At 29.2% G+C, this 14467-nt stretch carries 11 protein-coding genes, 1 pseudogene and 1 riboswitch; of the genes and pseudogenes, 10 read left to right on the top strand and 2 right to left on the bottom strand.

Translation table 11 applies throughout. The features are described 5' to 3' along the window. Positions 1-105: 105 nt before the first annotated feature. From JOC62_RS13245 to guaA, 7 genes are all read left to right on the top strand, one after another. Entirely contained in the window at positions 106-1599 is a 1494-nt protein-coding gene (locus JOC62_RS13245) for a 4Fe-4S dicluster domain-containing protein (protein WP_204595757.1), read from the top strand. A gap of 219 nt (positions 1600-1818) precedes the next feature. Beyond that, positions 1819-2103: a co-chaperone GroES gene (gene groES / locus JOC62_RS13240; RefSeq protein WP_204595756.1), complete on the top strand. Its 285-nt coding sequence runs from the start codon at positions 1819-1821 to the stop codon at positions 2101-2103. A 12-nt stretch (positions 2104-2115) separates the two neighbouring features. Further along, positions 2116-3741: a chaperonin GroEL gene (gene groL, locus JOC62_RS13235; RefSeq protein WP_204595755.1), complete on the top strand. Its 1626-nt coding sequence runs from the start codon at positions 2116-2118 to the stop codon at positions 3739-3741. Positions 3742-3886: 145 nt separating this feature from the next. Beyond that, complete coding sequence (locus JOC62_RS13230) at positions 3887-4324, top strand: type IV pilin protein (protein WP_204595754.1); 438 nt, start codon at positions 3887-3889, stop codon at positions 4322-4324. A gap of 98 nt (positions 4325-4422) precedes the next feature. Beyond that, entirely contained in the window at positions 4423-5190 is a 768-nt protein-coding gene (locus tag JOC62_RS13225) for a prepilin peptidase (protein ID WP_204595753.1), read from the top strand. Between the two features lie 316 nt (positions 5191-5506). Beyond that, a riboswitch (purine riboswitch) is annotated at positions 5507-5604 on the top strand. Between the two features lie 162 nt (positions 5605-5766). After that, on the top strand, positions 5767-7221 hold the full coding sequence (gene guaB, locus JOC62_RS13220; protein WP_204595752.1) for an IMP dehydrogenase: 1455 nt from the start codon (positions 5767-5769) through the stop codon (positions 7219-7221). 240 nt (positions 7222-7461) lie between these two features. Beyond that, positions 7462-8994 carry a glutamine-hydrolyzing GMP synthase gene (gene guaA, locus JOC62_RS13215; RefSeq protein ID WP_204595751.1) on the top strand — a complete coding sequence of 511 codons (1533 nt, stop codon included), beginning with the start codon at positions 7462-7464 and terminating at the stop codon, positions 8992-8994. 73 nt (positions 8995-9067) lie between these two features. Here the strand turns inward: guaA and JOC62_RS13210 are convergent, their stop codons facing one another. Both JOC62_RS13210 and JOC62_RS13205 read right to left on the bottom strand, forming a co-directional pair. After that, positions 9068-10747, bottom strand: coding sequence for a hypothetical protein (locus JOC62_RS13210; RefSeq protein WP_204595750.1), 1680 nt, complete (start codon positions 10745-10747; stop codon positions 9068-9070). Further along, a complete protein-coding gene (locus JOC62_RS13205) occupies positions 10744-11769 on the bottom strand; it encodes a dsDNA nuclease domain-containing protein (protein WP_204595749.1) in 1026 nt (341 codons plus the stop codon). The genes JOC62_RS13210 and JOC62_RS13205 overlap by 4 nt, the downstream gene beginning before the upstream one ends. 631 nt (positions 11770-12400) lie before the next feature. Between JOC62_RS13205 and JOC62_RS13200 the strand changes: the two genes are divergently transcribed. The 3 genes and pseudogenes from JOC62_RS13200 to JOC62_RS19380 all read left to right on the top strand — a co-directional run. Then, positions 12401-13204 carry a DUF2971 domain-containing protein gene (locus JOC62_RS13200; protein ID WP_204595748.1) on the top strand — a complete coding sequence of 268 codons (804 nt, stop codon included), beginning with the start codon at positions 12401-12403 and terminating at the stop codon, positions 13202-13204. Between the two features lie 76 nt (positions 13205-13280). After that, positions 13281-14048 carry a hypothetical protein gene (locus tag JOC62_RS13195; RefSeq protein WP_204595747.1) on the top strand — a complete coding sequence of 256 codons (768 nt, stop codon included), beginning with the start codon at positions 13281-13283 and terminating at the stop codon, positions 14046-14048. A gap of 180 nt (positions 14049-14228) precedes the next feature. After that, positions 14229-14315 (top strand): annotated as a pseudogene (locus JOC62_RS19380) (GMP synthase (glutamine-hydrolyzing)); the annotation flags it as partial. Between the last annotated feature and the right edge of the window lie 152 nt (positions 14316-14467).

The following is a 14467-nucleotide window of genomic DNA, read 5'->3' as shown; positions in this document are numbered from 1 at the left end:
TTCATAATCAAAAGAATAAATTAGAAGAAAACACAATTTATACACATAATTAATAGGAGTTAAATGTAAAATTTATAGAGGAACAATTAATGTTTAGGAGGGATTATGTTTCAATTTGAAACTCAGCTAAATAAATTAAAACATGAGGTTTTAACAGAGGTTGCAAAGCTAGCCAAAGAAGATAAATTAACTAAAGAGGAAATTGAAAAGATACCTTATAGAATTATAAAAGGTGACAAAGCTCTTTATAGATGTTGTGTGTATAAGGAAAGGGCAATAGTTCATGAAAGGGCAAAGCTTGCATCAGGATTTCTTTCAAATGGAGATTTGGAAGAGGATGATCTTATAGATATAAGACCAGATGAGCAGATTATATATGTAATTGAGGCTGCTTGCGATAGATGTCCAATAAACAAATATACAGTAACAGATTCTTGTAGGAATTGTCTTGCACATAAATGTCAAGAAGCATGTAAATTTGGAGCAATTACTAATATAGGTGGAAGAGCGTATATAAATCAAGAGATGTGTAAAGAGTGTGGAATGTGTAAAAAAGCTTGCCCGTATGATGCTATATCTGAGGTTATGAGACCATGCAAGAGAGCATGCCCTACTGGTGCTATAGAATTTGGTGTAGAAGATAGGAGGGCTGTTATAAAGGAAGAAACTTGTGTCAATTGTGGAGCTTGTATGCTTGCATGTCCTTTTGGTGCAATATCAGACAAAAGTTTAATAGTTCCAGTTGCAAAAAGGCTTGCAAGAAAGAGAAAGATGTATGCAGTAGTTGCCCCTGCAATAACAGGGCAGTTTGGAATGAAAATTACTTATGGAAAGATAAAGAATGCAATTAAAAAATTAGGATTTGTAGATATGATTGAAGCTGCATGTGGTGCTGATGGAGTAACAATGCATGAATGCAAGGAATTTAAAGATAGAATGGATGATGGAGATAAATATATGACTAATTCCTGCTGTCCAGCATTTTTAACATATATAGAAAATTTATATGGAGATCAGGTGAAGAATATATCAAATACAGTATCTCCAATGATTGCAACAGGAAGACTAATTAAAAAAAGAGAGCCTGATGCAAAAGTTGTATTTATAGGACCTTGTACAGCTAAAAAGAGTGAAGCGGTAAAGAAAGGGATAAGTGATGCAATTGATTATGTAGTTACATTTGAAGAATTAACAGCACTTCTTGAAGCTTTTAATATTAATCTATGGGAATGTGATGATGAAGTGGTTAATGATGCTTCTATCTTTGGAAGAGGATTCGGTGCCCATGGAGGATTAACTGCGTCTATTGAGAGTTTTATTAGAGAAAATAATATTGATACAGAATTTAAGCCTGTTAAAGTATCAGGTGGAAATGAAATCAAAAAGGCTATGGCCATGGCTAGAATAGGAAGACTAAATGGTAATTTTATTGAAGGAATGATGTGTGAAGGTGGCTGCATTAATGGTGCAGGAACTATAGTGCCAGCACTTAGAGCGAAAGCTACGTTTAATAAAATAAATAATCTAGGAGAGAAGAAATTAATATCTGAAAATGAAACTCTTGAAGAATTTGAAGATATTAACTTAGAGAGAAAATAAAATACAAAGAAAATAGTTATAAATTAAAGAGAATTAGAGTAATATAGAAATATATTACTCTAATTTGTTATAAATAATATATTTTGGGCAAAAATATTTTAATAAGTATTTGAATTTATTGGATAAAAAAGATATTATTATATTAGAATTAGCACTCGGCTGATGAGAGTGCTAATAAAAAGAGTTTTAAATAGAAATATTTTAAGGAGGGGTTTTAAAATGGCTATTAAACCATTAGGAGACAGAGTTGTCATTAAAAATTTAGAAGCAGAAGAAAAAACTAAAAGTGGAATACTTTTAGCAGGATCAGCTAAAGAGAAGCCACAAGAAGCGGAAGTAATAGCAGTTGGACCTGGAGCTATTTCAGACGGAAAGAGAATAGATATGGAAGTTAAGGTAGGGGATAAAGTCCTTTACTCAAAATATGCAGGAACAGAAGTTAAAGTAGATGGAGAAGAATATATGATATTAAAGCAAGAAGATATACTTGCAATAGTGGAGTAGGAGGTTTTTGTTATGGCTAAAATGATTAAATTTGGTGAAGATTCAAGAAGATCAATGCAAATAGGTGTTGATAAGTTAGCGGATACAGTAAAGGTTACTCTTGGACCTAAAGGAAGAAACGTAGTTTTAGATAAAAAGTTTGGAGCACCTCTTATAACTAATGATGGTGTTTCAATTGCAAGAGAAATAGAATTTGAAGATCCATATGAAAATATGGGAGCACAACTTGTAAAAGAGGTTGCCACAAAGACTAATGATGTTGCAGGAGATGGTACAACAACAGCAACTCTTTTAGCACAAGCAATTATAAGAGAAGGACTTAAAAATGTAACTGCTGGTGCAAATCCAATGTTAATTAGACAAGGAATAAATATGGCAGTTGAAAAAGCTGTAGGAGAAATAAAAGATATATCAAAGCCTGTAAATGGAAAAGAAGATATAGCAAGAGTTGCTTCAATTTCAGCATCTGATGAAACAATAGGTAAACTTATTGCAGATGCTATGGAAAAGGTAGGTAACGAAGGTGTTATAACTGTTGAAGAATCAAAATCAATGGGTACAGAACTTAATATAGTTGAAGGTATGCAATTTGATAGAGGATATGTATCAGCTTACATGGTAACAGATACAGAAAAAATGGAAGCGCTTCTTGAAAATCCATATGTATTAATTACAGACAAGAAGATTACTAACATACAAGAAATACTTCCTATATTAGAACAAATAGTTCAAACTGGAAGAAAGCTTTTAATAATAGCTGATGATATAGAAGGAGAAGCTGTGGCAACATTAGTTGTTAATAAGCTAAGAGGAACATTTACTTGTGTAGGAGTTAAGGCTCCAGGATTTGGAGATAGAAGAAAAGAAATGCTTCAAGATATAGCAATCCTTACAGGTGGAGAAGTTATTTCAGAAGAACTTGGAAGAGATCTTAAAGAAGTAACATTAGACATGCTTGGAGAAGCTGAGAGCATAAAGGTAACAAAAGAAAGCACAACTATAGTAAATGGAAAAGGAAGTTCAGATGAAATTAAAGCTAGAATAGGTCAAATAAAAATTCAACTTGAAGAGACATCTTCAGAATTTGATAAAGAAAAATTACAAGAAAGACTTGCTAAATTAGCAGGTGGAGTAGCGGTAATTAGAGTTGGTGCTGCAACTGAAACAGAACTTAGAGAAAGAAAGCTTAGAATTGAAGACGCTTTAGCTGCAACAAAGGCTGCAGTAGAAGAAGGTATAGTACCAGGTGGTGGAACTGCTTATGTTAATGTATTAAACAAAGTAGCAGAATTAACATCAGATGTTTATGATACTAAAGTTGGTATTGATATAATAGTTAGATCACTTGAGGAACCAATGAGACAAATAGCAACAAATGCTGGTGTTGAAGGTTCAGTAATTATAGAAAAAGTAAGACATAGTGAAGATGGTGTAGGATATGATGCATTAAGAGGAGAATACAAGAACATGATAAAAGCTGGTATTGTAGATCCAACAAAGGTTACAAGATCAGCACTTCAAAATGCAGCATCAGTTGCATCAACATTCTTAACTACAGAAGCTGCAGTTGTTGATATTCCTAAGAAAGAAGAACCAATGGCAGCTCCAGGTGGAATGGGCATGGACGGAATGTACTAAACTTAGAAGTGATAAAAAGAGGTTTAAATAATTTAGACTTCTTTTTTTTATTGTTCTTTATGATATAATTTTGTAAGAAAAAGGCAATGATTAAAATGGGAGTGGCTAATATGCTACTTTACAGTAATTCTAAGGAGTTTGATTTATGAAAGAAATATTAAAAAAGAAGAAAAAAGGCTTTACATTAATAGAGCTAATAGCTGTTGTAGCTATTATAGGAATATTAGCTAGTGTTTTAGTACCGAAGATTAATGGATATATGCAAGAGGCTAAAAAAACAAAGGTTATGGATCAATCAAGAAAGGTCTTATTAGCTGTAGAGAGTTATAACATGAAAAATGATAAGCCTGTTGATATTAACAATACAAATACTGTTGATACTGCACTTAGTAAAGCTTCAATTATAGAGTTCATTGACCCAGGTAAAGATAAAACAACTGTTTTATCAAGTACACTAGATAAGTTACCGCAAGATATGAAATTAAAAGAGTGTAAATTAATTGTTGAAGATAGAAAAGATTTTACATTGAAGAATGAAGAAAATGGTAAAAAAGATATATTTGATTCAATGTTGAATAATTAAGCATATTAATGATGATGAAAATTTAAATTAGTAAGATGAAGGAAATAAGAACCTGTTTAAGAAATTAACAGGTTTTTATTAAAGGATAGAGGAATATAATGGATTTAGTTATAGAATTAATAATATTCTTATTTGGATCAATAATAGGAAGCTTTTTAAATGTATGCATATTTAGGATACCAAAAGAAGAATCAATAGTATTTCCAGCATCATATTGTGGAAGTTGCAATACGAAACTTAAAGGAAAAGATTTAGTACCTATAATAAGCTTTTTAGCTTTAAAAGGAAAGTGTAGGTATTGTGATGATAAGGTATCTATTCAATATCCATTAATAGAAGTAGCAACTGGAATTCTTTTTATAATCGTGTATTTAAAGTTTGGATTAAGTATAGAATTTTTTAAATTTGTAACCTTAACATCAGTCCTTTTAGTAATTGGAATTATAGATTATAAAACTCAATATGTATACTCTTCAGTAATAATGACAGGAATAATTTTGGGGATTATATTTTTAACAATAACTCTTATTACAAGTGAAAAGTTAAATTTAATAAATGCAGCTATAGGTGCACTTATACCAGCGGGGATATTAGGAATAATTGTTTGGACGACTAATGGTATGGGTTGGGGAGACGTAGAGATTATATTTATGATTGGTATATTTTTAGGGTTAAAACTAAATTTGTTAAATTTATTTATCTCCATAATTTTAGGTGGTGTATATGCAATTTACTTAATTATCTTTAAGAAAAGGAATGGAAAAGAAGCCATAGCTTTTGGACCATATATTGTAGCTGCTACATTTATAACTTTTATATGTGGAAATCAAATTTTAGATTGGTATTTAGGAAGCTTTTTTTATTAGTAAGCATTAGATTAGATATTCTGGGGAACTTTAATAATTTCAGATATAAATTAATAAATTATAATAAAAAAGCTAGAATAACATAAAAAAGAAATGACTAAATTATAAGATTTTAAGTTATTTTTTTAATTTAAAATAAAATCAAGAAGAAATTATGGTGTATGAGATATTTTAATCATGAAAGGTTTATTTCATATATAATAAAGTTAGTGTAAAGATATGTTGGTGTTTCATTTTATTAATAATTGCAATAATTCATTCAAAAAATATATTGACTTTAATTAAGATGTAATTTATAATTAGTTTAATTTTAAAAACGAAATGCACATTTAAAACTCGTATATCCCCTGAATATGGCAGGGAGTATCTACCGGGAACCTTAAATTTCCGACTATGAGTGGATTTAATATACCAAGGGGTCATACTAACCCTTATTGCATGAAAGCATATGGCATATTAACTTCACTTAGGAAGTTAATGTGCTTTTTTTATACATAAATTTAGGCGGAAAATGCAAGTTATCTTGCAAAAATTATTTTGTTATGAAAGTATTAGGTAAAATAGGGAGGATATAAAATGGCTAGAATTTTAAAACAAGCATACACTTTTGATGATGTATTATTAGTTCCAAATAAATCAGAGGTATTACCAAATCAGGTATCATTAAAGACAAATGTAACAAAGAAGATTGCGTTAAATATACCTTTAATAAGTGCTAGTATGGATACAGTAACTGAATCAAAGATGGCAATAGCAATGGCTAGAGAAGGCGGTCTTGGAATAATCCATAAGAATATGAGCATAGAAGCACAAGCTAAAGAAGTTGATAAGGTAAAGAGACAAGAAAATGGAGTAATTACAGATCCAATATTCTTATCACCAGAGAATACTCTACAAGATGCAGAAGAATTAATGGGACAATATAGAATATCAGGTGTTCCAATAACAGTTGAAGGAAAGCTAGTTGGAATACTTACAAATAGAGATGTAACTTTTGAAGAAGATTACTCAAAAAAAATCTCAGAAGTAATGACAAGTGAAAATTTAATAACAGCGCCAGAAGGAACTACTATAGATGAAGCGAAAAAACTTTTAAAGAAGCATAAAATAGAAAAGCTTCCTTTAGTAGATGAAAATGGAATGTTAAAAGGACTTATAACAATAAAGGATATAGAAAAAACTAAGATATTCCCAAATGCAGCTAAAGATAGTAAAGGTAGATTATTATGTGGAGCCGCAGTTGGAGTAACAAAAGATATGATGGAGAGAGTTGATGCTTTAGTTAAAGCTAAAGTTGATATCATAACTATAGATACTGCACACGGACACTCAAAAGGAGTTTTAGAGGGAGTTAAGAAAGTTAAAGATAAGTATCCAGAACTTCAAATAATAGCAGGAAATATTGCAACAGCAGAAGCTACAGAAGATTTAATAAAAGCTGGAGCAGATTGTGTTAAAGTTGGTATAGGACCTGGATCAATCTGTACAACAAGAGTTGTTGCAGGGGTTGGAGTACCTCAACTTACAGCAGTTATGGATTGCGTTGAAATTGGTAAGAAATATGGAATTCCTGTAATTGCAGATGGAGGAATCAAGTATTCAGGAGATGTTGTTAAAGCATTAGCAGCTGGTGCATGTGCAGCAATGATGGGATCATTATTTGCAGGATGTGAAGAAGCTCCAGGAGAAGTTGAAATATTCCAAGGTAGAAGCTACAAAGTTTACAGAGGAATGGGATCTTTAGGGGCTATGGCTTGTGGATCAAAGGATAGATATTTCCAAGATGGAAATAAGAAGTTAGTTCCAGAAGGTATTGAAGGAAGAATTGCTTATAAAGGATCAGTTTCAGATACAATATTCCAAATGCTTGGAGGAATTAGAGCTGGAATGGGATACTTAGGGTCACAAGATTTAGATACTTTATATAACACAGCAACATTTGTTGTTCAAACATCAGCAGGACTTAGAGAAAGCCATCCTCATGATATTAATATGACAAAAGAAGCACCAAATTATAGCGTAATGAAATAGTAATATTATAATTTGAGTATTGAAATAACAAAATAAGTAAACTATAACTATGTATATAATAAATAACACGGAAATTTAAAGAAAAAGTATAGAGAAATTATAATTAAAACGAAAAATAAAGATAAATATGTAAAAAACATTCGTATTAGGAGGGATTTTTCTCTCCTAATATGTTATAATTAGTTATCAATAAAATGTAAAAATAGTAATATTTTAATTTAACATATCTAGGAGGAGCGCATGAAGAAAGATTTAGTTTTAGTTGTTGACTTTGGTGGACAATATAATCAACTTATAGCAAGAAGAGTAAGAGAATGTGGAGTTTATTGTGAAATAATTCCATATAGCTATACAATAGAAAAAATAAAAGAAAAGAATCCTAAGGGAATAATATTTACAGGTGGACCAAACAGTGTATATGGCGAAGGTGCACCAAGAGTGAACGAAGAGGTATTCAATTTAGGAATTCCTGTACTTGGAATTTGTTATGGAGACCAACTTATGGCTCACACTTTAGGTGGAAAAGTTGCTACAGCTCCAGTTAGAGAATATGGAAAGACTGAAATAAACTTAGACAATTCATCAAGATTATTTAAAGGAATAGACTCAAAAGATATCTGTTGGATGAGTCATACTGATTACATAAGTGAAGCACCAGAAGGCTTCAAAATAATTGCGCATACAGAAGTATGTCCAGTAGCTGCAATGGAAAATGAAGAAAGAAATCTTTATGGAGTTCAATTCCATCCAGAAGTAGAACATACTCCATTTGGACAAAAGATGATTCAAAATTTCTTACATGAAATTTGTGGATTAGAAAGTCTTTGGACAATGGCTTCATTTGCAGAAGATAAAATAAAAGAAATCAAAGAATTAGTTGGAGATAAGAAAGTTTTATGTGCATTATCAGGTGGTGTTGATTCATCAGTTGCTGCTATGATAGTTCATAAAGCTATAGGTCATAACTTAACTTGTATCTTCGTAGACCACGGTCTTTTAAGAAAAGATGAAGGAGATACTGTTGAGAGAGTATTTAAGAAAGAATTTGATATGAACATTATAAGAGTTAATGCACAAGACAGATTCTTAGGAAAGCTTAAAGGAGTTTCAGATCCAGAAACTAAGAGAAAGATTATTGGAGAAGAATTCATAAGAGTATTTGAAGAAGAAGCTAAGAAAGTTGGAGATATAGACTACTTAGTTCAAGGAACAATCTATCCAGATATCGTTGAAAGTGGAACTGATACATCAGCTGTTATTAAGTCTCACCATAACGTTGGAGGACTTCCAGAAGATATGGAATTTGATCTAATAGAGCCTTTAAGAGAATTATTTAAAGATGAAGTTAGAGCTGTTGGAGAAGAGCTTGGAATACCTCATAAATTAGTATGGAGACAGCCATTCCCAGGTCCAGGACTTGCAATAAGAGTACTTGGAGATATAACAGAAGAAAAGCTTGAAATAGTTAGAGAAGCAGATGCAATTTTCAGAGAAGAAATAGCTAATGCAAATCTTGATGAAACTATATGGCAATACTTCGCTTGTCTTCCAAACATAAAATCAGTTGGAGTTATGGGAGATGAAAGAACTTACTGCCATACAATAGCACTTAGAGCTGTTACTTCAAGTGATGCTATGACTTCAGAGTGGGCAAGAATACCATATGAATTATTAGATTTAGTATCAAGAAGAATAGTTAATGAAGTTAAAGGAGTAAACAGAATTGTTTATGATATAACTTCAAAGCCACCAGCAACTATTGAGTGGGAATAAAAGTAAAAATAAATTACTTGTTTTCACAACAAAAAACCCATCAGAAATTTTCTGGTGGGTTTTTTTAGATATATTACTCTAAAAATTTCTTATACTCTGAGTAGATGGTCATATAATCCTTAGTAAATAATTGCTTCTCACTTTCAAGTTCTATTTTTTTATATTTATAACTGTAATTTTCTATTCTAGCTAGAGTATCACTATTATTCGAAATGTATATAAAGGCTTGATGACTTTCACTCAATTTTCTGAAAACAAAGTCTGTAGTTTTATTTATTTCATTGTGATTAAGATCATCTTTTAAATAAGTATCAATAAACATTGGGATATTAACACTTTCTGAATTCAATAAAGTTAACTTAAAAATAGACAGATATTGAGCTAGAAAAGCTTGCACTTTTGATGCACCGGACAAGTTGATATTTACAGATTCTAAATTACTGGTGTAATAATTTTTGTAAGAAAAACTAATATTTAAATCCTTATAAGCTTCAATCATCAACTTCTGATATTTTTTAGTAACATCATTATCATTTAGCTTGTTCAGCTGCAATTCAACATTTTTATGATCTCTTTTTTTAGTTTCTTTCTGTAGAATCAATTTGTCGATTTCTTTGTATAAGTTATCATTTATTTTAGAAAATGCATAACTTTCTGCTCGTTCTGCCAAAGACACCATACTTTCATCAGCATTTAGTTTACTTTCAATTTCAGTTCCCTTTGAGTTTATTTCCCTAATTTGAGTATTCGTTATAGAAATTTTCTCTTCAATATCTTTTAGCTGCATCTGAATTTTTTCACGTTCATTGATTAAATTCTCTTTTGAAATAAGTAATTTGTAATTTTCATCTAGTTGCTTATAAATTATTTGTTCACAGTTAGGGCAATGCTCCTCAAGTTCATCAGGTATAATTGTTTCAATTGTTAAATTTAGACGCTTATATTGTTTTATTAATGAATTTTTTTCATAAATTAACTCGTTATATTTATTTTTTAGTTGATGTTCAGTTTTGATAATATTATTATAGATATTTAGTACTACTTTATACTTTTCTTTAAAATTCTCGATATCTACATCTTCAATAATTTTCATGTTATTTATATTTTCTTGATATATCATTTGTTTACTGTCTATCAAAGCTTCTAACTTTTGATATTCTTTGATTAACTCATTTTTCTTTAATAATAATTCATAATATTGATTAGAACGCATTCCACTGTAATATTCTAAGATTATTTTTCTATAATTATATATAAAGTTCAGACCGGAAAATGTAGATTTTAAATAGCTTTGCCAGCTATAATCTTGGTCGATAAAAAATGGTAAAAATATATGATTAGGATAAAGATAAGTCCTTTCATTAGCTTTATTTAACATAATAATGTTTATTTTCAAAAGACTGTTCAATCGTTCAGCAAATGTTTTTGTATCAAAAAATATTTCTTCTTCATCATTATAGATAAGCTTGAAGTAGTTCTTCCCCCTGCCTCTAGTAGTTAATTGTTTTCTTACCAATGTATATTTTTGATTATCTAATGAAAACTCTAAGATGAAAACTATATCAGGAATTCTACTTTTTAAATCAAAGTTATTAACATCACACCCTAGGGTAAACATTATAGCTCTAGCTAATGATGTTTTTCCAGAATCTTTTTCACCTACTATTAAGTTAATTCCTTCTTCAAAAGTCTCGCTAAACGATTTATTCAAGTTCTTAGATAGTATTGAAAATTTATTTATACAGAAATTCACGTAAGTCCCTCCTCTTTACATATAACAAGTAATATCAAAGCTATTAGTTCAAACTGATTTAATCTGTTTAATAAATCTACACATAAAATATTAGATTTTAGTTCTTCTAAAAATTCGTATATATCATTAAAGTTAGTGTTATATATGCTTGAAATTAGATTAAAATCATTATTTACTGGATGATTAGTTATACTATAAGAATTTTTGAATTCTTCGAAATTCCTTATTATTCTTAAGTTTCTTTGATCTTTTGAATCTAATAAAAATTTTATATTATCAAATTTAATATCAGATTCTAAAGTAAGGAATCCAGATAAACTATTATCTAAAGATTCATTCGAAATAAAACTCTTATTCTTTCTTATATTATTAATCTCATATACTAAAGCCCCATATAGTGCTTTACTATTAATCTTATTTTCACCTTTTTTTTCAGTTATAACATCTTCAATGAACATTCTCGTCACTTCTTCATGTCGAAGTTTGGGAATTAGTCTTCTTGCCTTTATATTAGACCACTCATATTCTTGATGCCTTGTACCATTTAAAATATGATTTTTACATGTTTCCCCCAAATTGTCAAAAGAAACACTTTTTATTTCTTTGTCATAAGCTTCTGATGTATCCCATAGTTCTTTAGAAAATGTTTTAGTTTCACATATTATTAAATTAGTTTCGACTTCAATATTTTCAATTGCTTCTTTTACTTGTAAATAATTATCATACATTTTCTCAATAATAGATTCATGTTCTGTAGTTTTACTTCGATTCACAATTAGTTGATGGGGGGTAATGTTAAAGTTTACTCCCTTAGCTTGATATAAATTGATTTTATCATTAATTATTATAAAGTCTTCCAATTTTTCATACATCAACGCAAAATCACAATCTTCCTTGTATTGTTCAAAAGCTAAGTAAATAGCCGATGAAACTTGGAATTCGAAACCATTAAGAGCATTATCGCCACCATTTTCTTTATCAGACATTTCTGAAATAAGTCCAACAAGTTGTTTTATATCCACCTTTTATATCACCACCTTGTTAATTGTAGATGTATAGCATTATATCCTCTTTAAGTTAGTTGTTGCTAATGCAAATGATTATTTTAGACATTTCTTACTTTAAAATATAGGGAATATCTAAGTTTTATTGTCATACTTATAAGAAAAATATATATTTTTAATTATAGCTACGTCTATTACTTTTCTCCTATACCCAATAAATATTTTTACTTTTTTCTTAATATTTTTTAGTGAAAGTTTTCTAAAATAATTAAAGCTAGAAATTTTTTGATATTTTATCATTAGTTTTTTAGGTGCATGTTTTAATGATTTTATAAATTAATTATATGCATACAGTATAGTCAGAGTCTATAGAATTATTTAAATATTAAGGTTAGGAGCTATGTTTTTTGATAATAAAATTAAATAAACTTTTAAGTGTTGATTATATAGTTGAAAAAAACAACAAATTACTTGGAATAGTGGTAGAAGTGTTATTGGATAAATATTAAAAAATAAAAGTATCAATTAAGTCAATAAATTTTTGATTTAATTAAGTGTAATGTTATTATCAAGATGAGAAATATAAAAGAATAAAGAGTATAGTAAACATAGTATTGAGTAATGTATAATAAAAATGGGGTGGAAAGTTATGGATAATAAAGATGATATTAAATATTTGTTACACTTTACAACGGTTGACAGTTTGATGAAAATTCTTGTTACAGATGAATTTAGATTTAGCAATGTGCTTTATATGAATGACATAAATGAATCAATTCCAATACATAAAAGGTATTACAATGATAGTAAAAGATATATGTTTAATAATGAGCTTGTAGAGGATGAAATAAAGCTAAGAAGTAAAACATTTTTAGGTTGTTTTAACATTTTTGAGAATGAAGGCGATATTAGAAATAAGCCATCAATGTGGGGTCATTATGGAGATAGAGGTGAGGGCGTTTGCTTAAAAATAAATAAAGATATATTAGACTCTATTGTTGAAAATGTTAATAATGATGACGATTTGATGAAGCCTTCGTATAATGGGCATATAAGGAAATTTAGAATAAATTATAAAAGTAATGAAGAGATAGAACAGGATAACAATATTTACATTAAATCTATAGAAAGAAAAAAATATGTAGCACCAATGCCAGACGTATATTGGGCCAAACGAATGTTTAGTATTAAATCTAAAGATTGGGAAATAGAGAATGAATTTAGATATTTATTTTATTTTTGGGATAATGAACAAAAATATTTCTATTTAGATGATTTTAAAAAATGCATTGATAGTATATATATAGGAGATAAACATGATAGAGATAGTCTAAAGTTACTATTAAAAATTAAAGAAAAGCTTGCAGGAGATATTAGATTCTATATAAGAAATGGATATTTGCAAGAGAAGATATTTGATAAAGAATATTATTATACTTATATAAATGGATAATAATATTCTCTAAATCTACTCATGATTATAATTGATATTAGTCAGTGTCTATAAAAGAGTAATAGTAGGGGGAAGTATGAAACAAACCATATATAAACCAAAACATATTGATAAGAATTTTTTATTTGGAATGTTAGTAAAGGTGTGTAAAAAGCAAGAGCATTTAGAAGATTTCATAAACGGTAAGTTATTTATGAATACTAATTTTAAGTTTTCTCAAATAGAACAACAAGAAGAACTTTCAGAAGGTCAATATGATAGTTATGAGGGAACACAAGTGGTATTAAATCCTACTGATAATATTGAAACTGTTATAGATTATTCAGATGGTGAACCAAAGATATATCAAGGTAAAAGAGGTGAGTTTGAACATAAAGGTATTCCAGTATGGAATGTACAATTAGGAAGAGGTAAAAATATTGAAAATGTATTTTGTATGTATAGTATATGGGTTGATTTAGAAAATAACTTAGTAACTAAAATTGATGACAGAATGATTTCAGAATTTGGGGATTATTGTGCAATAGTTTTAAATAAAGAGGAATTTATCAATAGGGTTGAAAGAGCAGTTAATAAATTAGAGTACAACATAACTAAAGAGTTAAGATATGGTTATGTGGAGTATGTTGAAATTAATGGTGCATATGTTGAACTAGGAACATTCAGAAAGAGAAAAAAATATAAATATCAAAGCGAATTTAGAATTGCATTAGGGGTTGATAGAGAGCCACGACCATTAGTTCTTGATGTTGGAAACTTAGCAGATATAGTTGCATTTGGAAGAACAGATATTATATTACAAACTAGAGTTGAGGATAAGAGTATTGTAATGGGTAAAACTTAGGATACCTATATTAACAAAGGATGACTAAAAGGATAAGAAAATCGCTAATTATAAATGTTAACTTTTATAATATAAATTTATATAAATGAGATTGACAAAACTATATTATATAGGGAACTTATACCTAGTTTATAAATAAGTAGATTTTATAATTAGGTAAACTGTTATAAATGAACGGACAGAAGAATAGTTAATGAAGTTAAAGGAGTAAACAGAATTGTTTATGATATAACTTCTAAGCCACCAGCAACTATTGAGTGGGAATAAGATTAAACACATTTAGGGATAAAATAATTAAAAGGAGCTATAGTTATATAGCTCCTTTCAGAGTGTCGACAAAGTCGACACTCTTTTGTTTTTCAAGTAAAATAAGTTTGGGTGATATAAATGTTAACTAAAAGAGAAATGAATTCAAGAGA

The sequence above is a fragment of the Clostridium sardiniense genome (assembly GCF_016907995.1).
Classification (GTDB): domain Bacteria; phylum Bacillota; class Clostridia; order Clostridiales; family Clostridiaceae; genus Clostridium; species Clostridium sardiniense.
The sequence above is the reverse complement of the archived record's forward strand: the minus strand, read 5'-3'. Positions and strand labels throughout refer to the sequence as shown.

Coding starts and splice junctions, on each gene's coding strand:
- JOC62_RS13245 (WP_204595757.1), top strand. CDS start 106: ATGTTTCAATTTGAAACTCAGCTAAATAAATTAAAACATGAGGTTTTA.
- groES (WP_204595756.1), top strand. CDS start 1,819: ATGGCTATTAAACCATTAGGAGACAGAGTTGTCATTAAAAATTTAGAA.
- groL (WP_204595755.1), top strand. CDS start 2,116: ATGGCTAAAATGATTAAATTTGGTGAAGATTCAAGAAGATCAATGCAA.
- JOC62_RS13230 (WP_204595754.1), top strand. CDS start 3,887: ATGAAAGAAATATTAAAAAAGAAGAAAAAAGGCTTTACATTAATAGAG.
- JOC62_RS13225 (WP_204595753.1), top strand. CDS start 4,423: ATGGATTTAGTTATAGAATTAATAATATTCTTATTTGGATCAATAATA.
- guaB (WP_204595752.1), top strand. CDS start 5,767: ATGGCTAGAATTTTAAAACAAGCATACACTTTTGATGATGTATTATTA.
- guaA (WP_204595751.1), top strand. CDS start 7,462: ATGAAGAAAGATTTAGTTTTAGTTGTTGACTTTGGTGGACAATATAAT.
- JOC62_RS13200 (WP_204595748.1), top strand. CDS start 12,401: ATGGATAATAAAGATGATATTAAATATTTGTTACACTTTACAACGGTT.
- JOC62_RS13195 (WP_204595747.1), top strand. CDS start 13,281: ATGAAACAAACCATATATAAACCAAAACATATTGATAAGAATTTTTTA.